The organism is Hymenobacter antarcticus, from assembly GCF_039539545.1.
GTDB lineage: Bacteria > Bacteroidota > Bacteroidia > Cytophagales > Hymenobacteraceae > Hymenobacter > Hymenobacter antarcticus.
The window spans coordinates 121,891-141,656 of sequence record NZ_BAABDI010000010.1; the positions used below are offsets into that span (position 1 = coordinate 121,891).

The window sequence follows — 19,766 nt, forward strand, 5'->3', positions numbered from 1 at the left end:
GTAGAGATGCTTCGACAAGCTCAGCATGACGTTCTTTTTTATGGTTTCGCACTACTGCCTATTTTTGCCCCACACTCATCCGCATTTCATGCCCAACGCGCTCAACTCGCCCGCCCTCCGCTCCTGGATTGACATTCGCCCGGAAAGCGACTTTCCCATTCAAAACCTACCCTTTGGCGTGTTCGAAACCGATGAGCGCGGCCCACGCCTGGCAGTTGCTATTGGGGGCTATGTGCTCGACCTGTACGCGGCCAGTCAGCTAGGCTTTTTTGAAGACCTGACGGAATTGGGTGATGCGCAGCCCAAGGTGTTTCGCCGCCGCTCGCTTAATGCTTTTTTGCGCCTGGGCCGCCCGGCGTGGCGGGCCGTGCGCCAGCGCGTAAGTGAGCTGCTGCGCCACGACGAGCCCCGCCTGCGCGACCACGAAGAAGCCGTGCGCGACTGCCTGCTGCGCCAAACCGAAGTGCGCATGCTGCGCCCCGTGAAACCCGCCAACTACACCGACTTCTACAGCAGCATCGAGCACGCCACCAACGTGGGTACTATGTTCCGCGACCCGGCCAATGCCCTGCTGCCCAACTGGCGGCACCTGCCTATTGGCTACCACGGCCGCAGCAGCAGCATCGTGGTATCGGGCACGCCCATCAAGCGTCCCAATGGCCAACGCAAGGCCCCGGATGAGGCCACGCCCACCTTCGGCCCCAGCCGGCAGCTCGATTTTGAGCTGGAAATGGCCTTCGTGGTAGGCACCGGCACCGCCCTGGGCGAAACCGTGCCGCTGGCCGATGCCGAAGACCATATTTTCGGCCTGTGCCTGTTCAACGACTGGAGCGCCCGCGACCTGCAAAGCTGGGAATACGTGCCACTGGGTCCCTTTCTAGGCAAGAATTTCGGCAGCAGCCTCGCGCCCTGGGTAGTCACGCTCGATGCGCTGGAGCCCTTCCGGATAGCCGGCCCGGTGCAGGAACCCACGCCCCTGCCCTACCTGGCCCAGTCGGGAGAGCACAACTTCAGCGTGAACCTCGAAGTAGCCCTCACGCCCGCTCACGGAACCGAAACGGTTATCAGCCGTGCCAATTTCGGCCTGATGTACTGGAGCATGGCGCAGCAGCTCACCCATCACGCCTCCAATGGCTGCAATCTGGAAGTGGGTGACCTGTACGCCTCCGGCACCATCAGCGGCCCCACGCCCGACTCGCTGGGCTCGATGCTGGAGCTGGCCTGGCGCGGCACCCGCCCCCTGCCGCTACCCGATGGCTCCGAGCGAAAGTTTCTGCTCGACGGCGACACGGTGACCATGCGCGGCTACGCCGAAAAGGATGGCGTGCGCATCGGTTTTGGGGAGGTAAGCGGAATGGTGCTGCCAGCCGAATAAGCATAGCGCAAAGTTTCGCGAAGGTTAAAAATTAAGTCTCGCTAAGTAAGGAAAACACCTTTGCACTTAGCGAGACTTAATTTTTAACCTTCGCGAAACTTTGCGCTCAGTGCATTCTGTCATCACGCACGGGCAAATTAGTCACGATTTCGCCCTCTATTTTCAGCAATTCCTGCAGGCGCTCATCTACTACTTGCGGGTCGGCGTATTCTTTGGCTAAATCAACGTAGCTGACGAAATGCGCGGCTTCCGAAACCATTAATTCGTAGTAGAATTTACTCAGTTCTTTATCGGCGATATTCTGCCATAATAATTTGAACCGCTCGCAGCTGCGGGCTTCAATCAGGGCCGAAACCAGGAGCTGGTCCATGAGCTGGCGGTCGCGGGCCCCGCCCTTCCGTACGTGCGCTAATAGCTGCACCACGTACTCATCCTTGCGCGGGCGGCCCAGCGCAAAACCGCGTTTTCGCAGTTCCAGCAGCACGCGCTCGAAGTGGCTCCACTCCTCGGCCACCAGGTCGGTGAGCTCATCCACGAGGCGGGTTTTCTCGGGATAATGGATAATCATGCTGATGCCCGTGCTGGCAGCTTTCTGCTCGCACCAGGCGTGGTCGACCAAAATATCTTCGATATTTTTCTCAGCGATATCTACCCAGCGCGGGTCGGTATTCAGCTTTAATTTAAGGATTGTTTTTTCTTTCATGTGCTGATTTCTAATTAAAGAAGTTCCATTTTAAACCCAGGGTAAAACGCCGCGGATAACCGCTGTAATAAGGCGTCGTGAAATAGCCGTCGCGGTATATCCCTTGGTTGACGTAGGATGCTTTGAGGAAAATGGAAACGGCTTTAATGTCAGCTACAAAAAACACGTTGACCACCGGATAATTACGAATAGTGAAATGGTCCTGCTGATAAAACTGCTGCGTGCTGGGGCTGTAATCGAATGCGCGTAGGCGCGACTGGTAATACAGCTCGGCACCTACCTGACTGAACATGGCTTTGCGGAAAATATAGCTCTCGTAATAAATTCGCGAATTGGTAACCAGGCTGGGAATACGCACCCCGTCCACATCGCCACCCCGGGTGTACGTGGCCTCGTTATCAATCCCAACCCGGCCCAGCCGCACCTGATGCCGGGCGTGGGCCACCTGCAAATTGCGGGCAACGCTGGCCTGCTCCGGCACGCCCCGCGTGTTGTAGAACACGAGGTCGGTGATATTGATGAGGCTGGCGCTGGCTTCGAAGCGCTGCTGGGTGAAACTGCCGAAATTGGGCAGCTTGAGGCGCAGACGGCCCGTGAGTTGAGTAGTAGATGTATTTGCAAAACCGCTACTACTGTCGGGCAAGTGGTGCCATTCGTAATTATTACCCACAAACTCCTGCTGTGTGAGCGTGGGGGAATAGGATGAGCGCAGTATTTCAGCCGAAAGCGGACCGGTGCGCACGGATGCCCGCAGCCAGTATTCATCAAGGAATTTGTATTCGCCCGCCGCTTCAATAGCGTAGACTTTCCGGTAATTAAAAGCCGCCGTGCCACCTACAAATCCCTGCAAAAAATTGCGCGTGGGAGCTGCCTCCACCAGGGCCAGACCGGTGGTAGCCGGCGTGGCCGAAAACTGATTGATGGCTAGCGCCTGGGTAGTTAAATTGGCATTGCGCAGACGGCCGTAGAGGCGGTATTCCACGGCTTCGGTACGACCAAGCACGCCTACGGTATTCTCTACTTGCCGGTATTCGGCGCGGTCCAGGATGGCATTCGTGTTGCGCAATACGTTAGGATAAAATAGTACGCGCGGGTAATAAATCTCGCGTGTATTTAATCGAACCAAGGCCTGGTCTAAATAACTGTTGTATTGCCGTTTGGCATCGAAGGTATGATACACCGTGAGGCCCCGGCCGAGCAGGCGGTAGGTTTGGGTGAAGTACAGCTCGTCGCGGGCTTCGGTGTTGGAGGCCTGAGCAAGGTATACCCGCTGCTGGCCGTAGTTGAACAGGTCGCGGGGAAAGGTTTCGCCCGTCGTGATGCTGTCGCGTTTAGTAGGGTCAGGGTTTTTCTCGCGCCGGGTAATGGGGCGAATGCCGCCCTGCTCGATGGCCCGGTGCCGCACGTTGCTAAAGTTAAAGAGCAGGTGATACCGCTCATTATCCGATTGCAGCCGCCCGAAAAGCAGCAGGTTGGAGTGCTCCACCAGGGCATCCCGCGAGGAGCGGGCCGCCAGAATTTTGTTGGAGGCAATCCGCTCGTAGACAAAGCCAATGCTGAAATTCTTTCGCAGGCTGCGGCTGTAGCTGAGCTCAAACACCTGCTCGCCCGAGCCCGACTGGATGACCCGAAAAAACGAGTAGGGCGAGCGGGAATCGTAGTACGGCACGGTGGTCGCGTTGCGGGCGTACCGGTCAAATACATTGCGCCCGAAGCGGGCTCCCAATTGCAGATTGGGCTGGTAGAGCAGCGGCCGCGAAGCGGTGCCCAAAGCCCCCAAATCCTGCTGAAAGGTGGTATCATGCAGCCAGAACCGCGACTGCGGAAACCGGGTGAGCGTGGTATCGAGCAGGGTGCCGCCGGTGGAGTCGCGCAGCACCTCGGCCTCGTAGATGACGCGCGTGGTTTTGGGGCCGTAGAGGACTTTGGTGGAGTCGTCGAGCACCTGGGCCCGGGCGGCGGGGGTGGCCAGCAGCGCCAGCAGCAGCAGGGGCCAGGCGGCTACGAGGCGCCGGAGCGGCCACAGCAGTGGATAGTTTCGTTGCGGTGCCTTCAAGCAGGTAACAAATACGCCGGGCTTTATAGAAGCAGCCGGCTGCGTAAGGGAAATCAGATTTTCGAAGCCAGGACACCGGGCAGCAGCTGGCGCACTACTGCGGCCCCGTCACCCAAAAACGCCACCCGCACCGGAATGGTATAGAAGGGTAGCCCGGTCAGGGCGGCCCGCAGTTCGGGGGCGAGCAGGCGCGTGGCGTCCTTTTCGGTCGTAAAAATAGGCCAACCCGCCTGCCAATGCGCCCGCACCGCCACCAGGTCGGCGGGCTGGAAGGCGTGGTGGTCGGGAAAAGCAGCCTGGTGTTGGATGGAATAGCCCCGATGTTCGAGGTGTTCGCGCAGTGGGCCAGGCTGCGCGATGCCCGTGAGCAGCAGCGCCGGGACCGGCCCGGAACCTGCGGCTGATGGCGCTAACGGCAGCGCTCCGGGCAGTACAGCGACCGGCTGGCCATAGTCATACGCTGAAAAAATAACCGGAGCCGCCGGCTGGCTATACCGCCGAACGCGTTGAACCACCGCTTGCTGTTCGGCCATCGGCAGGGCGGGCGGGCACTTGGTTACGATGATAATATCGGCCCGAATCGCGCCACTTCGGCTTTCGCGCAGGCGGCCGGCCGGCAGCACCTCATCGTCGTAAAACGGCCGGGCCAGCTCGGTCAGCAGCACATTCAGGGTGGGGCGCACGGCGCGGTGCTGGTAGGCGTCGTCGAGAACGATGACCGTGGTTTCGGGATGTTGCAGCAATAGCAGCTGGGCTCCCAAGCGGCGCTCCTCGGCCACTGCCACGGGCACGCCCTGCGCCGCGAAAGCCTCCACGTACTGCCAGGGCTCGTCGCCGACGGTGGCGGCCGAATCGGTGGGGCCAGCCAAGCGAGGGCCACTAGTGCGGCGGCCGTAGCCCCGGCTCAGTATGGCCGGGCGGTGGCCCTGGCGAAGCAATTCCTCCACGAGCCACATTACGTGGGGAGTTTTGCCGGTGCCGCCCACCCGCAGGTTGCCCACGTTGAGCAGCGGTACGGCAAAGGTTTCGGACTGTTTCCAGCCCGCGTCGTACAGCCAGTTGCGCCCCGCCATTACCGCGGCGTAGAGCCAGGAAAAAGGCAGCAACAAAAAAGCTAATACGGACGACATGGGTAGGCAGTAAGCCAAAGCAACGGTTTGCAAAAGTACGGAGGCCGGTTCCCGGCGGCACAAAACTGCCCCGAAGTGGTTGCTTATTGTCGCCGCTCGTTTTTCACTTTCCTCAACCTATGCGCCCCGCTTTCTTCCTCTTTTCCCTGCTAAGCCTGTGGGCCGGGCAGTCCGTCCGGGCCCAATCCGCCCTCGATACGGTGCGTAGAGCGGGCCCGGCATTGCCCCCAGCCCTGGCCAATTTCGCCACTGAGCGCACCCGCCTCGACCAGCGCGGCCTGGCCGTACTGGGCGGATGGGCCGTGGGCAACCTGCTCGTGAGCGGCATTGCCATGGGGCAGACCGACGGTTCGGCCCACTATTTCCACCAGATGAACATCGGCTGGGGCGCGGTGAACCTCGTGCTAGCCGGAGCCGGCTACCGGGCAGCACGGCGGGCCGCTAATCAGCCACCCACCGACCGCGCCGGCAATGTACGGGCCCAGTTCCGCACCGAAAAGCTGTACCTCTTCAATGCCGGCCTCGACGTGGCTTACCTGGCCACGGGGGCGTATTTTCTGGAAAAAGGCCGCAACCCCACCGCTTCCGGCTCCTCCGACCACTGGCGGGGCTACGGCCAGTCGCTGCTGCTGCAAGGCGGCTTTCTGCTGCTTTTTGACGGGTTTCAGTACGCCACGCACCACCGGCACGGCCAAAAACTATATCCGCTGCTCAGCCGCGTGAGCTTCGGCCCCGGCGCGGTGGCTATAACCTGGCCGCTGGGACCGGTTGGGAGATAAAACTCCGGTAATTTGCATCCGCTGGATAAAAATCAAAACAGAAAAAAATGCCCGCCGTTCAAGACCTGGCCCGCCTGCTGGAAGCCGCCGCCCCCCTCGCCTATCAGGAAAGCTACGACAATGCCGGCCTGCAATGCGGTGACCCTCAAGCTGAAATTACGGGCGTGCTGATAACGCTGGACTGTACGCCCGCCGTGGTGGCCGAGGCCCTGCGGCGCGGCTGCAACGTGGTAGTGGCGCATCATCCGGTTATTTTTCGGCCCCTGAAGCGGCTCACCGGGGCCAATGAAGTGGAGCAAACCATCATCGCCGCCCTCAAAAACGACGTGGCCATCTACGCGGCTCACACCAACCTCGACAACGTGCGCGGCGGCGTGAACGACAAGCTGGCCGAGAAGCTGGGCCTGCTAAAAACCCGCGTGCTGGCCCCGCAGAGCGGCACCCTGGCCCGCCTCATTACCTACGTCCCCAATCGGCCCGAGGACCAGCAAGCCGACCTGGCCAGCCGCGTGTTGGCCGCGCTCTACGCTGCCGGAGCCGGCCAGGTGGGCCAGTATGCCGACTGTAGTTTTCGCACCGAAGGCACCGGCACGTTCACGCCCGGCGCGGGTACCCAACCAGCCATTGGCGCGGTAAATCAGCCCGAAACCGTGCCCGAAATGCGCCTCGAAGTGCTGCTGCCGCTGCACCGTCAGGCGGCCGTGCTGCGGGCCCTGCGCGCCGCGCATCCCTACGAAGAAGTGGCCTACGAGCTGATTAAGCTGGAAAACGGGCATCCCGAAGTGGGAGCCGGGCTGGTAGGCGAGCTGCCCGCCGCACTGGCACCGGCCGCGTTTCGGCAGCTGCTGAAGCAGCAACTCCTGGTGCCAATGGTACGGCACACAGCTTTCGAAAAAGACATCAGGACCGTGGCCATCTGCGGCGGCGCGGGGGCCTTCCTGATTGGGGCTGCGCGGGCCGCCGGAGCCGATGCTTACGTGACCGGCGATGTGAAATACCACGAGTTTTTTGGAGCCGAGGGGCAGCTTATGCTCTGCGATGTGGGCCATTTCGAGAGCGAACAGTTCACGAGCGAGGTGTTCCGAGATTTGCTAACGGCCGGATTTGGGCGTACTTTTGCGGTCTTAATCTCCGAAACCCCTACGAACCCCGTTCAGTATGACTGCTAAAAGTGCCGCCGTGGCCCCCGCCGACGTTCCCGTAGCCGCCAAGCTCGAAGCCCTGCTCACCTTGCAGCACCTCGACTCGCAGCTCGATGAAATCCGGCGCGTGCGCGGTGATTTGCCCGAGGAAGTCCGGGATTTGGAAGACGAAATTGCTGGTTATGAGGTGCGTGTGAAGAAATTTGATGAAGAAATTCAGGGTCTGAACGACTTCATCAAGAGCCGCAAGCAGGCCAGCAAAGACGCCGAAACGCTCATTAAAAAGTACGACGAGCAGCAGCAGAACGTCCGCAACAACCGCGAATTCGAAGCTATTGCCAAGGAAATTGAGCTTCAGCGCCTGGAAATCCAGATTGCCGACAAGAAAATCAAGGAGTCGCAGTACCAGATTGACGTGAAAAACGCCGAAATCAGCGGTACGAAGTCGAAGCTGGACGAGCGCCGCAAGGACTTGGACAACAAGAAAGGCGAGCTCGACACCATCGTGGGCGAGAACGAGGAAGAAGAGCGCGGCATCATGGTGCAGCGCGAGGAGGCTACCCAAGTGGTGGAAGACCGCCTGCTGACGGCCTACACCCGCATCCGCGGCAACGTGCGCAACGGCCTGGCCGTGGTGCTGGTGCGGCGCGATGCCTGCGGCGGCTGCTTCAACACGGTGCCGCCCCAGCGCCAGGCCGACATCATTTCGCACAAGAAAATCATCGTGTGTGAGCACTGCGGCCGCATTCTGGCCGACGTGGAAGCCCGCGCGGTTTAAGTGCAGGCTTGGGCAAATTCAACTGCTGATTTGCTGATTGAAGTTGTGAAAAGGAACGGCCCGGTGCCGTTCCTTTTTTATTGTAAGCAAGTAGCTGATGGCAATGCTGGCCGAATTATTACGAAATCTGCGGGGGCTTAGCCAAATACCGGTGCGGCGGGTGCAAGCGGCGCTGGGCGTAGTGGGCTGGGCGCTGGTTTCGGGCTTTATTGCCCCGCCGCAGGCTACTACGCCAGCCACTGCTTCCACAAGCTTGCCGGCCCCGGCAGCGGTTCAACTCTCCCCGAATAGCCGCCGCGCCTACGCGGAAGTGCTGAAACTGCGCCTAAGTCCAGCCCGGGAGCTGCTGCGCCTGGAGCTGGCCAGTACCCCAACGGCCCCCGCTCCCCTGTTAGTAGCCAACTGCGCCGACTTTGTCGAACTCGTGGTTTCGCAGGATGCCGGCCGTTACGAGGCGTTGGAACAAGCGCAGGAGGCCCGTCTGGCGGCGCTCGATAAAGCGCCTGCCAGCGCGATGCGCGACTATGCCCGCGCCGAAATAACCCTGCACCTGGGCCTGAGCCAGCTGCTGTTCCGGCATCTGGTGATGGGCGGGTTCCATTTGCGGAGCGGCTACCACCAGATGCAGGATGTGGTGCGGCACTACCCAGCCTTTGCGCCGGCCCGCAAGACGCTGGGCGTATGCGAGTTTGCGGTGGGCTCCTTACCCGAAGGCTACCATTGGCTGCTGCGCCTGCTGGGCCTGACCGCCAACGTAGATACCGGCCTGAAAAACCTGGCCCTGGCCGCTGCCCAGCCCAGCGACTTCCAAACCGAAAGCCAAATTTACCAGTCCCTTATTCGGGAGAGCTACTATAAAAAGCCGGAAGAATGTCTGCGCCTCACGGAGCGCCTAAGAACCCAACAACCCGATAATCTGCTGTTTGCCTACCTGGCAATGAGCGTGAATAAACGCCAGCACGATGGCGAAGCAGCCCTGGCCGCCTACCGTGCCCGGCCCACTGCCCCCGGCTACCTGCCCGTGCCTTACCTGCACCACATGGCCGCCGATTTGCTGCTCTACAAGGGCGAATATGCGGCCTCGGAGCGCGAAAACCTGGCGTTTCTGCGTGACCACAAAGGCCGGCATTACCGCAAGGATGCGGCGTTCAAGCTCTATCTGGCGGCGTGGCTGGACGGGCAGCCGGCTGCCGCGGTTGCCCGCTACCGCGAACAAATCAACCGTCCCGGCCCCACCGATGTGGAGGAGGACAACTACGCCCAGCACTATTACCACGAGGCCCAGGCGCTAAACCCCGTTCTCACCCGCGCCCGCCTGCAATCCGATGGCGGCTACAACCAGCAGGCCCTGGGTACGCTGCGCAGCTTCCACGTCACGCCCACCACGCTGTGGCGCGACCGAATTGAGGAGCCCTATCGCCGCGCCCGCGCCTTTCAGGGCCTGGGTCGGCTCGATTCGGCCTGGTTTTATTTTGAGCGCACCCAAACCGTGGCCGGCCACAGGGCTCCCTATTATTTCGCCCCTCAGGCGGCGCTGCAGCAGGGCTACATGGCTAAGAATGCGGGAAAAAACGTTCAGGCCCGCTTCTATTTCGAGAAAGCGCTGCACTACCCCTGGCACGAATACAAAAACAGCACCGACGCCAAGGCCAACCTGGCCCTGCGCGAGCTCAAGTAGGGCCGAACCGAACACTTATTTGTTGATTGAAAGCGCAGCCCCCGAGGGGTATTCTTTGATTGATTTTCTGTGACTATCACCTCATCCATTGCTCCTTCCCTAAGCATCGCGCTGGCTGACCTGCCCGCCGATTTCCGGGGGCGGGCCTTGCAGTGGGCAGCCGGATTTGCCCACTGCGCGTATTTCGAGCCCAATGGGTTGGAATATCCGCACAATCCCTTTAGCCGACTGCTGGCGGTGGCTCCCGCCGGAGCCGCCGGCGTAGACTCGCTGGCCGGATTAGCCGAGTCGTCGCCGGAGCAAGGACCTCGCTGCGGCTTTCTTACTTACGACGTTAAAAACGATATTGAGGCACTGACCAGCCACAATTTCGATGGGCTGAGCTGGCCGTCGCTGCACTTTTTCACGCCCCAAACCTGGCTGTATTGGCGAGCTGAGCAGGTGGAAATCCATGGGCAGACAGCTGGAGTTATGGACCAGATTCTGGCGCAATCGGTACCGGACTTGCCGGCCCCGCAGGTGCCCACCATGCGCCCCCGCTTACCCAAAGCAGATTATTTGAGCGCCGTTGCGGCCATTCGCGAAGACATTCTCAATGGCGAAGTGTACGAGTTGAACCTCTGCCAGGAATTCTACGCCGAGAACGTGACGCTGGCCCCCGTGGACGTGTTCTTGCGCTTGATGGAGGCTTCGCCCGCGCCTTTTGCCGGTTTTGTGCGCTGGCACGACCATTTCCTGCTCTGCGCCTCGCCCGAGCGGTTTTTGGCGCGTCAGGGGCCCCAAATTATTTCCCAACCCATCAAAGGCACCATCCGGCGCGGGGCCACCCCCAGCGAAGACGAGCAGCAGCGCCAAGCCCTGCTCAATGACGAAAAAGAGCGCGCCGAAAACCTGATGATTGTGGACCTGGTGCGCAACGACCTCGCCCGTGTGGCCCAAACCGGCACCGTGCGCGTGCCGGAGCTTTTCGGCCTTTACCCCTTCCGCCACCTCTGGCAAATGATTTCGACCGTCACCGCTGACCTCCGGCCCGACGCGGACCTCGCAGCCGTGCTGCGCGCCACCTTCCCGATGGGTTCGATGACTGGGGCCCCGAAAATTCGGGCCATGCAGCTCATCGAGCACTACGAAAACAGCCGACGGGGCCTCTACAGCGGCAGTATTGGCTACGTGTGGCCCAACGGAGATTTCGATTTCAACGTGGTTATCCGCTCCCTGCAATACCGCCAGGACACCGGTTACCTCAGCTTCCAGGTCGGCTCGGCCATCACCTACGACTCGGACCCCGAGCGCGAATACGAAGAGTGCTTACTGAAAGCCAAGGCGTTGCTGGAAGTATTGGGGACAATTATTGATGAGTAATGAGCAAAAAGCCCGTCATGCTGAGCGCAGTCGAAGCATCTCTACCGGGCAGCTAATCATTGCAATTAGATTACAACTGCTACAGAGATGCTTCGACTGCGCCCAGCATGACGGGCTTCTTGGTTGTGATTACATCTGCCATTCTGTCATTTCTGCCCTTACCGACGTATCTTTGTGCCCCGCCGAAACGCGACTTTATTATGTCCCAAGCCCTGCTAACCCTTGATTTTCTAGACAAAGAAGCGCCCGCTGCGGAGGCTACGCCGAGTGGCGAAGTCCGCGTGAGCGCCGCTACCCGCACGGGCCGGCAACGCAAGCTCTACATCGAGAGCTATGGCTGCCAGATGAATTTCTCGGATTCCGAAATCGTGTCGAGCATTCTCTTTGACGAGGGTTTCGATACCACCGAGGACCTGGCCAGTGCCGATTTGGTGCTGCTCAACACCTGCTCCATCCGCGAAAAGGCCGAGCAGACGGTGCGCATGCGGCTGTCGCAAATCAACTCCCACAAGAAGCGCAACCCTGGCATGCTGGTAGGCGTGCTCGGCTGCATGGCCGAGCGCCTGAAAAGCAAGTTTCTGGAAGAAGAAAAGATTGTCGACCTCGTAGTGGGCCCCGATGCCTACCGGGATTTACCCCAGCTCATCAGCCAGGTTGATGGCGGCCAGAAGGGCGTGAACGTGCTGCTGAGCCGCGAAGAAACCTACGCCGACATCACGCCGGTGCGCCTGAATTCCAATGGCGTGTCGGCCTTCATCAGCATCATGCGGGGCTGCGACAACATGTGCTCGTTCTGCGTGGTGCCCTTCACCCGTGGCCGCGAGCGCAGCCGCGATACCCACAGCATCCTGCGCGAGGCCGCCGACCTAGTGGCCGCCGGCTACAAGGAAGTGACCCTGCTAGGCCAGAACGTGGACTCCTACAAGTGGGCCAGCGCCGACGGCACCGAACATGTCAACTTCGCCCAGCTGCTGGAGCGCGTGGCCCTCATCAGCCCCGAGCTGCGCGTGCGCTTCTCCACCTCGCATCCTAAGGACATCACCGACGAGGTGCTCCACACGATGGCGCGCCACGAAAACATCTGCAAGTTTATTCACCTGCCCGCCCAGAGCGGCAACTCGCGCGTGCTGGCCCTCATGAACCGCACCTACGACCGCGCCTGGTACGAGGAGCGGGTGCAGGCCATCCGCCGCATTCTGGGCGACGACTGCGCCATCAGCTCCGATATGATTTCGGGCTTCTGCTCTGAAACCCAGGAGGAGCACCAGGACACGATGAGCCTGATGAACTACGTGCGCTACGACATGGCCTACATGTTCTTCTACTCGGAGCGCCCCGGCACGCTGGCCGCCCGCAAGCTGGCCGATGATATTCCGCTGGAAACCAAGAAGCGCCGCCTCCAGGAAATCATCGACCTGCAGCAGATTCACAGCGCCGAGCGCAATAAGCGCGGCATCGGCCGGGTGCACCGGGTGCTGGTTGAGAATTTCTCTAAACGCTCGAAGGACGACCTCAGCGGCCGCAACAGTCAGAACCAAGTGGTTATTTTTCCCAAGCAAAACTTTAAGAAAGGTGATTACGTGGATGTGATGGTTCATTCCGCATCGGCCAGCACGCTCCTGGGGACGGTGATATGAGCCAGCGGCAGAAGTTTTTGGCGCAGCTGTTGAGTGCGCAAAACTCTTCAAACCTGGATTTTGCTGCGCTGGTTAACCTATTGCTGTTTCTCGGTTTCGAGCAACGAATTCGTGGTAGCCATCACCTTTTCACTAAAACTGTAATCGAAGAAATAATCAACCTCCAGCCTGCAAATGGCAGCTCTGTCAAGCCGTATCAAGCCAAACAAGTCCGAGCTGTATTGTTGAAATACCACTCGACACTTGGCTTAGAAACTATCTAATTTCAGCTTTTTCGCAAGCCATGTTTGACCCCCACCATTATCCGGTAATCATATCCTGGAGTGCCGAGGACACGGCCTTTATCGTGGAAGTGCCCGACCTACCGGGCTGCATGGCCGACGGCCCAACGCAAGAAGCCGCGCTGGCCAACGCAATAGTTGTGATTCAGGAATGGATGGATTTTGCCCAGGAACTAGGCCGTGAGATTCCGGCTCCGCGCGAACGTCTGCAAATCGCTGCTTAACGGCACTTTAACCTACTAGAAATTGACCACCCAGGAAATCCAATCCATCAAGCTCCGGTTCGGCATTATCGGCAATGCGCCGGCGCTCAACTACGCCATTCAGGTAGCCGCGCAGGTCGCGCCGACTGATATGACGGTGCTCATTACCGGCGAAAGCGGGTCGGGTAAGGAGTCGTTTTCCAAGATTATTCACGCTCTCTCGCCGCGCAAGCATGGGCAGTTTATCGCCATCAACTGCGGCGCAATTCCGGAAGGCACCATTGACTCTGAGCTCTTTGGCCACGAGAAAGGCTCCTTCACCGGGGCCAATGAAGCCCGCAAGGGCTACTTCGAAGTAACCAACGGTGGCACCATTTTCCTGGACGAAATCGGCGAGATGCCGCTCGGCACGCAGGCACGTCTGTTGCGCGTGCTCGAAAACGGCGAGTTCATTCGCGTGGGCTCGTCCAAGGTGCAGAAAACGGACGTGCGCGTGGTGGCCGCCACCAACGTGAACCTGCTTGACCGCGTGCAGTCCGGCACCTTCCGCGAGGACCTGTACTACCGCCTCAATACGGTGCCCATCACGGTGCCGCCGCTGCGCGAGCGGGGCGAGGATATCTACCTACTGTTCCGCAAGTTTGCTTCGGATGCGGCCGAGCGGTACCGCTCCCGGCCCATCACGCTGCTGCCCGATGCGGTGCCGGTACTTACCCGCTTCCGGTTCCCCGGCAACATTCGCCAGCTCAAGAATATCGCCGAGCAGATGTCGGTGCTCGAAACCGAGCGCGACGTAAACGCCCGCCGCCTCACGCCCTACCTGCCGCAGGACCAGGCCAGCCGCCTGCCAATGCTCCTGGGCCCCGGCGCGGCCGACGGTGCCACGGCCGGCTACTCCGAGCGGGATTTGCTCTACAAAATCCTGTTCGACATGCGCCGCGACATGACGGACCTAAAGAAAATGGTGCTGGAGCTGGCCACCGGCCAGCGCCCGCACGAAGCTCAGGAGCTGCTGCGCCAGAACAGCCACCTGTTCAGCAATACTGCCCCGACTGCTGCGTTTGAGGGCAATCAGACGGCCGAATACTTCCTGCCCGCTCCCGCCAGCACCTACAAAAACGAGCCGGCGACGGGCTACGACGACGAAACCCCGGTGGAGGACATTTCGCACGAAACCGAAGAGGAAACCCTGTCCCTCGACGTGAAGGAGCGGGAAATGATACTCAAAGCGCTGAAAAAACACAACAACAAGCGTAAATACGCCGCCCATGACCTCGGCATTTCGGAACGTACGCTGTATCGTAAACTCAAGCAATATGACCTGGAGCAAGTGTAAAATTGCTGTCAGCTTTCAGCTACTGGCTATTAGCTTTTTGCTCAGCGGCTGCGGTGTATATTCCTTCAGCGGGACCAACATCGACCCTGCGGTGCGAACTATTTCGATTGGCACCATTCAGAATAATTCGCCCACCGGGCCTTCCTTCCTCACCCAGCGTTTCACCGAGGACCTGAAGGACTACTTTCAGCGCAACACCAACCTCAAGCAGGTACCGCGCGATGGCGACCTGCAGTTCGAAGGCAATATTGTGGCCTATGACTTCGCGCCAGCCACGGTGCAGCAGGTCAATGGCGTGGAGCAGGCGGGCACCAACCGGCTGACAATTCAGGTTAAAATCCGGTTTACCAATACCAAGGACGACAAGCAGAGCTTCGAGCAGGTATTCCAGAACTTCGATGACTACCAGGCCAACCGCAACATTGCCACCATCAACAGCGACCCAACGGCCGTGCGCTCGACCACTGATAAAATCATTACCGACATCTTTAATAAGTCGGTGGCCAACTGGTAAGTTGACCTATTGACTGCGGAACGTAGTCTGAGTAATTTCCGGGTTTCTGATGCTTGGGTGCGGGTTTATCGCGTCGTTGCTTGTTATTTTACAGACTCAACGCTCCACATTTTAATCTCAACAGTACTACTGTGACCCGCGCCACGCTTTTGCACGTTCTGGACCGCCCTACTGCTCTTGGCCCGGCAGAAGTGCGCGAGCTGGAACAGCTGGTCCAGGCCTTTCCCTACTGCCAAACCGCCCACCTGCTACTAGCCAAAGCGGCTCACGACCAGGGCACCATGCTGGCTGGCCAGCGCCTGCGCCGCGCCGCCACCTACGCCGCCGACCGCACCCTGCTCCGCCGCCTCATCGAGCAGGTGGAGCCCGCCCCGGCCGCTGCCTACCCTGAACCTGCCGCTTTGGCGGCGGGAGAGCCAATAGATGAGCCAGCAGTGGCTTACTACGACACCGAAACACCGGTTTCCCCAGCCGCTGCAGCACCTGATGCCTTGTCGCTTCCTGCTCCGGATGCTCCGGCGTTCCTGGCGCCTACTCCCGAGTTCGAAGCTCTGCCAATCGCCACGCCTGTTGTACCAGCAGCCGTGCAAGCCCGGGTAGTTGCGGTGGAGCCTGTATCAGAAGTAGAGGTGCCAGCAGCGCCGCACGCAGCCTTACCAGAGCCAGAACCGGAGGCTACGCCCGTGGTGATGGAAGGGGAAGCTGCATCAGAGCCCCAAATAGCGACCATCCCTGCTGCAGAAATCGCAGCATCTGATGCCACTCCGGCTGAACTGGCCACCCCGACTCCAATAGCTGACCTGGTGCCGGTGGAACCTGAAGCAGCGCCGCTACTCATTGACCGGGAAGATGTAGTTATTGAATCGGTGACCTCCAGCGAGGAGGTGGTGTCAGCAAGTATTCCCGAACTAATTGCCTCCGAAACCGAGAAGATTTTACCGGCCCAGGCCCCGGCTATTCGCCCGCCGGTGGAAGTTGGCGACGCCCGCTTCGAGTTCGGACTAGCCGAGCCGATTCCCCCGGCGCTGCCCTCGTATGAGTTGCCGGGCCTTATTGATGAGTGGGCCGCCTCGGCCGTTACGCGCAGCATGGGCACCCCCGAGGCGCTGACGCTGGCCATTCAGGCCACAACTGCGGCCGTGGCCGTGTTCACGCCCAACGCTTTCACCGGCGACGAGGAATTGGGGTACGGCTTTGGCGAAAGCAGCCGCCTGGGCTTCTCCCTGCAATGGCTTAACCTGCTCACCGACAAGGCCGAAAACGCTGATAACGCGGCCCGACAGGCCGCCGCCGCGCAGCCATCCGCATCCCCGCTGCCCCCGGCCGGCACCTTCTTCGAGCCCGACCCGCTGCTGTGCGAGCACTGGGCTGCGCACTGCCCGCCGGTGGTGGCCCTGCCTTCGACGGTCGACCTCATCAACAACTTCCTGCGCCGCCAGCCGCGCCTTACCCGGCCGGCCATGCTGCCCCCGGCCGCCAGCCATCAGGCCGATTTGAGCGTGCGCAGCACCCGGGCCGAGCCTGATTTGGTATCTGAAAACCTGGCCCGAATCTTCGTGCGGCAGGGCAAAACTGCCCGCGCTATTGAGATTTATGAAAAGCTCATAGTGAAACAGCCGGAAAAAATGGCGTACTTTACGGCCCAAATCCAACAATTGCAACCTTCTGCGTAATTCGCTTTTTCAGCTTTTTTGCCCCTCATGTACACTGCTATCATAATCCTCATTCTCGTTGTGTGTTTCCTGCTGGCCCTCGTGGTGTTGGCGCAAAACCCCAAAGGCGGCGGAATCTCCAGCCAGTTTAGCGCTGGCGGTGCCGCCAGCATGATGGGCGTGAAACGCACTGGCGACCTGCTCGAAAAACTCACCTGGGGTTTCGCCATCGGCCTGGTAGTCTTGTCGCTGAGCACCCACATGCTCACCGGCACTACCACTGGCCCCGTGCGTAGCGTGAACCAGGAGCGCGCCCTGGAAACCAGGCTGCCCGCTCCGGCCCCCGCTCCTGGCGCCCCGGCCCCGGGCGCTACTGCTCCGGCTCCCGCCAATACGGCTCCGGCTCAGCCCGCTGCTCCCGCGCCAGCCCCGGCTTCGACGCCCGCTCAGTAATTGCGGATAATCATTCGAATTTGAAAGCCGGTGCTTCCTTCGGGAGGCACCGGCTTTTTCGTTGTTCGCTGGGCTACGCTGGCAGTTGCGGGCACGGTGAACTCCGACTGATTTAATAGAACCTCGATTGGCGATTGCGCCACTTCTGCCACCACTTGCACCCCGGAACTGCCCATTTTGTCAGGTTTGCGGGGCTGGCACGGGAAATGAGACAGGGCTGCACACTGAGATTTTCCACCTAATTCAAACCAAACACACACAGAATGGCACTTAGCATGAAACCGCTGGCCGACCGCGTCATTGTCCGCGCTGCCGCCGCCGAGGAGAAAACCAAATCCGGCATCATCATCCCCGACACGGCTAAGGAAAAACCCCAGCGCGGTGAAGTAGTAGCAGTTGGCGATGGCAAATTTGCCGACAGCGGCTCGCTCATCCAGCCCCAGGTGCACGTAGGCGACCAGGTTCTGTACGGCAAGTACGCCGGCACCGAAATCACCGTTGACGGCGAAGACCTGCTCATCATGCGCGAGTCGGACATTTTCGCCGTGCTCTAAGCCGGTTGAGAATTCTCAATTCCTAATTCTTAATTTTTAATTCCCCCAGAAGTGGCTAAGAACATCCAATTCGACACCGAAGGCCGTGCCCGCTTGCAGGCCGGTGTGAACAAACTGGCGAACGCCGTGAAGGTGACCCTCGGCCCGAAAGGCCGCAACGTCATCATCGACAAGAAATTCGGTGCCCCCACGATTACCAAGGACGGCGTGACCGTAGCCAAGGAAATTGAGCTGCGCGACCCCATCGAGAACATGGGCGCTCAGCTCGTGAAAGAAGTGGCGTCGAAAACGGCCGACCAGGCTGGCGACGGCACCACCACGGCTACCGTACTGGCCCAGGCCATCTACACGGCCGGCTCGAAAAACGTGGCCGCCGGGGCCAACCCAATGGACTTGAAGCGCGGCATCGATAAGGCGGTAATCGCCGTGGTAGCCAACCTGAAGTCGCAGTCGAAGAAGATTGAGAATTCCGCAGAAATTGCTCAGGTAGGTACCATTTCGGCTAACAACGACGCCGAAATCGGCCAGATGATTGCCGATGCCATGGAGAAAGTGGGCAAAGAAGGCGTTATCACGGTAGAAGAAGCGCGTGGCACCGAAACCGAAGTTAAAACGGTGGAAGGCATGCAGTTCGACCGCGGCTACCTCTCCCCTTACTTCGTGACCAACCCCGAGAAAATGGAGGTTGAGTTCGAATCGCCTTACGTTCTCATCTACGATAAGAAAGTGAGCACCATGAAGGAGCTGCTGCCCGTGTTGGAGCAGGTACTGCAGACTGGCAAGCCCCTCGTCATCATCTCGGAAGATGTGGACGGTGAAGCCCTTGCTACGCTGGTGGTGAACAAGCTGCGCGGCTCGCTGAAAATCGCGGCCGTAAAGGCTCCCGGCTTCGGCGACCGCCGCAAGGCCATGCTGGAAGACATTGCCACCCTCACGGGCGGTACCGTCATCAGCGAAGAGCAGGGCTACAAGCTCGAAAACGCGACGTTGGAGTACCTCGGCACGGCTGAGAAAATCATCATCGACAAGGACAACACGACCATCGTGAACGGCAAGGGCTCGAAAGAGGCCATCACCGGCCGCATCAGCCAGATTAAGGCGCAGATGGAAACCACGACGTCGGACTACGACAAGGAGAAATTGCAGGAGCGCCTCGCCAAACTGAGCGGCGGCGTGGCCATTCTCTACATCGGTGCCAGCACCGAAGTGGAGATGAAAGAGAAGAAAGACCGGGTTGACGATGCCCTGCACGCCACCCGCGCCGCCGTTGAGGAAGGCGTGGTACCCGGCGGCGGCGTAGCCCTGGTGCGTGCCATCGAGGCTTTGGCCGCAGTGAATACCCACAACGCCGACGAGCGGACGGGTGTGAACATCATTCGCACGGCGCTGGAGTCGCCCCTCCGCACCATCGTAGCCAATGCCGGCGGCGAAGGCTCGGTAGTGGTGCAGAAAGTGCGCGAAGGCAGCGGTGATTTCGGTTACAACGCCCGCGAGGACCGTTACGAAAACCTGGTGGCCGCTGGTATCATCGACCCCACCAAGGTGACCCGTCTGGCCCTCGAAAACGCTGCTTCCATCGCCGGCCTGCTGCTGACGACTGAGGCCGTGATTTCGGACGAGCCCGAGCCTAAGGATGCTGGCCATAGCCACGGCGACGGCGGCATGGGCGGTATGGGTGGCATGGGCGGCATGATGTAGACCGCTGATTATATCGGATTTGACGGATTACGCAGATTCGATATAAGCTCAAATAGAAAGCCCCGCTGGCAGTGCCGGCGGGGCTTTCTTGTGTCATTGAACGTGCCAGAGCAGCGCTTCAAGAGTTTAATCAGGCGGTCATGGAGGGGTGAGCGCATTCAATCTTGAACGTCATGCTGAGCTTGTCGAAGCATCTCTACCGCTTCGTTGAATTATCCTGACGAAGCGGTAGAGATGCCTCGGCTTCGCGGACGCAAGATGAAGCATGACCGTTCTTTAATGTGCAGAAATTTAAACGCCAGTAATTATGTCTCGTCCGGCTATATGTTGACAGGAATAAGGCAAGGGCCCTGCTCGGATTTTCCGGCGGGGCTTTTTCCTTGCAAATGGACTTGATTGGGGGTTAAGTAATTCAGGGCCAGGTGGGGCCGTTCC

Annotated in this window: 18 protein-coding genes; 15 read left to right on the plus strand and 3 right to left on the minus strand. The window is 59.8% G+C overall.

Annotated features, from left to right (window positions below; genetic code table 11):
• Positions 1–88: 88 nt before the first annotated feature.
• Entirely contained in the window at positions 89–1,375 is a 1,287-nt protein-coding gene (fahA, locus tag ABD819_RS09335; RefSeq protein ID WP_345123438.1) for a fumarylacetoacetase, read from the plus strand.
• Between the two features lie 106 nt (positions 1,376–1,481).
• On the opposite strand, the gene ABD819_RS09340 is transcribed toward fahA, so the two are convergent.
• Genes ABD819_RS09340 through lpxK form a run of 3 tightly spaced genes read right to left on the minus strand, consistent with a single transcriptional unit; the run spans position 1,482 to position 5,264 of the window.
• Complete coding sequence (locus tag ABD819_RS09340; RefSeq protein WP_345123440.1) at positions 1,482–2,078, minus strand: MiaE family protein; 597 nt, start codon at positions 2,076–2,078, stop codon at positions 1,482–1,484.
• Between the two features lie 10 nt (positions 2,079–2,088).
• Positions 2,089–4,134, minus strand: a complete 2,046-nt coding sequence (locus tag ABD819_RS09345; RefSeq protein WP_345123442.1) for a putative porin — start codon at positions 4,132–4,134, stop codon at positions 2,089–2,091.
• Positions 4,135–4,187: 53 nt separating this feature from the next.
• Entirely contained in the window at positions 4,188–5,264 is a 1,077-nt protein-coding gene (lpxK, locus tag ABD819_RS09350) for a tetraacyldisaccharide 4'-kinase (protein ID WP_345123444.1), read from the minus strand.
• 119 nt (positions 5,265–5,383) lie between these two features.
• On the opposite strand from lpxK, the gene ABD819_RS09355 reads away from it, so the two are divergent.
• The 14 genes from ABD819_RS09355 to groL all read left to right on the plus strand — a co-directional run bounded on the left by ABD819_RS09355 (position 5,384) and on the right by groL (position 19,331).
• On the plus strand, positions 5,384–6,043 hold the full coding sequence (locus ABD819_RS09355) for a DUF6992 family protein (protein WP_345123446.1): 660 nt from the start codon (positions 5,384–5,386) through the stop codon (positions 6,041–6,043).
• 47 nt (positions 6,044–6,090) lie between these two features.
• On the plus strand, positions 6,091–7,212 hold the full coding sequence (locus ABD819_RS09360; RefSeq protein ID WP_345123448.1) for a Nif3-like dinuclear metal center hexameric protein: 1,122 nt from the start codon (positions 6,091–6,093) through the stop codon (positions 7,210–7,212).
• A complete protein-coding gene (locus ABD819_RS09365) occupies positions 7,202–7,963 on the plus strand; it encodes a zinc ribbon domain-containing protein (protein WP_345123450.1) in 762 nt (253 codons plus the stop codon). The genes ABD819_RS09360 and ABD819_RS09365 overlap by 11 nt, the downstream gene beginning before the upstream one ends.
• A gap of 97 nt (positions 7,964–8,060) precedes the next feature.
• Positions 8,061–9,641 (plus strand): DUF3808 domain-containing protein, encoded by a 1,581-nt coding sequence (locus tag ABD819_RS09370; protein WP_345123452.1) that lies wholly within the window; start codon positions 8,061–8,063, stop codon positions 9,639–9,641.
• Between the two features lie 69 nt (positions 9,642–9,710).
• Positions 9,711–11,003 carry an aminodeoxychorismate synthase component I gene (gene pabB / locus ABD819_RS09375; protein ID WP_345123455.1) on the plus strand — a complete coding sequence of 431 codons (1,293 nt, stop codon included), beginning with the start codon at positions 9,711–9,713 and terminating at the stop codon, positions 11,001–11,003.
• A gap of 200 nt (positions 11,004–11,203) precedes the next feature.
• A complete protein-coding gene (miaB, locus tag ABD819_RS09380; protein WP_345123457.1) occupies positions 11,204–12,640 on the plus strand; it encodes a tRNA (N6-isopentenyl adenosine(37)-C2)-methylthiotransferase MiaB in 1,437 nt (478 codons plus the stop codon).
• The gene (locus ABD819_RS09385; RefSeq protein WP_345123460.1) at positions 12,637–12,903 is read left to right on the plus strand and encodes a hypothetical protein; all 267 of its coding nucleotides are present in this window, start codon (positions 12,637–12,639) and stop codon (positions 12,901–12,903) included. The genes miaB and ABD819_RS09385 overlap by 4 nt, the downstream gene beginning before the upstream one ends.
• A 20-nt stretch (positions 12,904–12,923) precedes the next feature.
• Complete coding sequence (locus ABD819_RS09390; RefSeq protein ID WP_345123462.1) at positions 12,924–13,145, plus strand: type II toxin-antitoxin system HicB family antitoxin; 222 nt, start codon at positions 12,924–12,926, stop codon at positions 13,143–13,145.
• A gap of 22 nt (positions 13,146–13,167) precedes the next feature.
• On the plus strand, positions 13,168–14,460 hold the full coding sequence (locus tag ABD819_RS09395; protein WP_345123464.1) for a sigma-54 interaction domain-containing protein: 1,293 nt from the start codon (positions 13,168–13,170) through the stop codon (positions 14,458–14,460).
• A 91-nt stretch (positions 14,461–14,551) separates the two neighbouring features.
• Entirely contained in the window at positions 14,552–14,974 is a 423-nt protein-coding gene (locus ABD819_RS09400; RefSeq protein ID WP_345123466.1) for an LptE family protein, read from the plus strand.
• A 149-nt stretch (positions 14,975–15,123) separates the two neighbouring features.
• The gene (locus ABD819_RS09405) at positions 15,124–16,647 is read left to right on the plus strand and encodes a hypothetical protein (protein WP_345123468.1); all 1,524 of its coding nucleotides are present in this window, start codon (positions 15,124–15,126) and stop codon (positions 16,645–16,647) included.
• Positions 16,648–16,674: 27 nt separating this feature from the next.
• Positions 16,675–17,079 carry a preprotein translocase subunit SecG gene (secG, locus tag ABD819_RS09410; protein ID WP_345123470.1) on the plus strand — a complete coding sequence of 135 codons (405 nt, stop codon included), beginning with the start codon at positions 16,675–16,677 and terminating at the stop codon, positions 17,077–17,079.
• A gap of 263 nt (positions 17,080–17,342) precedes the next feature.
• Positions 17,343–17,633 (plus strand): co-chaperone GroES, encoded by a 291-nt coding sequence (gene groES, locus ABD819_RS09415; protein ID WP_345123472.1) that lies wholly within the window; start codon positions 17,343–17,345, stop codon positions 17,631–17,633.
• Between the two features lie 51 nt (positions 17,634–17,684).
• On the plus strand, positions 17,685–19,331 hold the full coding sequence (gene groL / locus ABD819_RS09420) for a chaperonin GroEL (protein WP_345123474.1): 1,647 nt from the start codon (positions 17,685–17,687) through the stop codon (positions 19,329–19,331).
• The last annotated feature ends 435 nt before the right edge of the window (positions 19,332–19,766 follow it).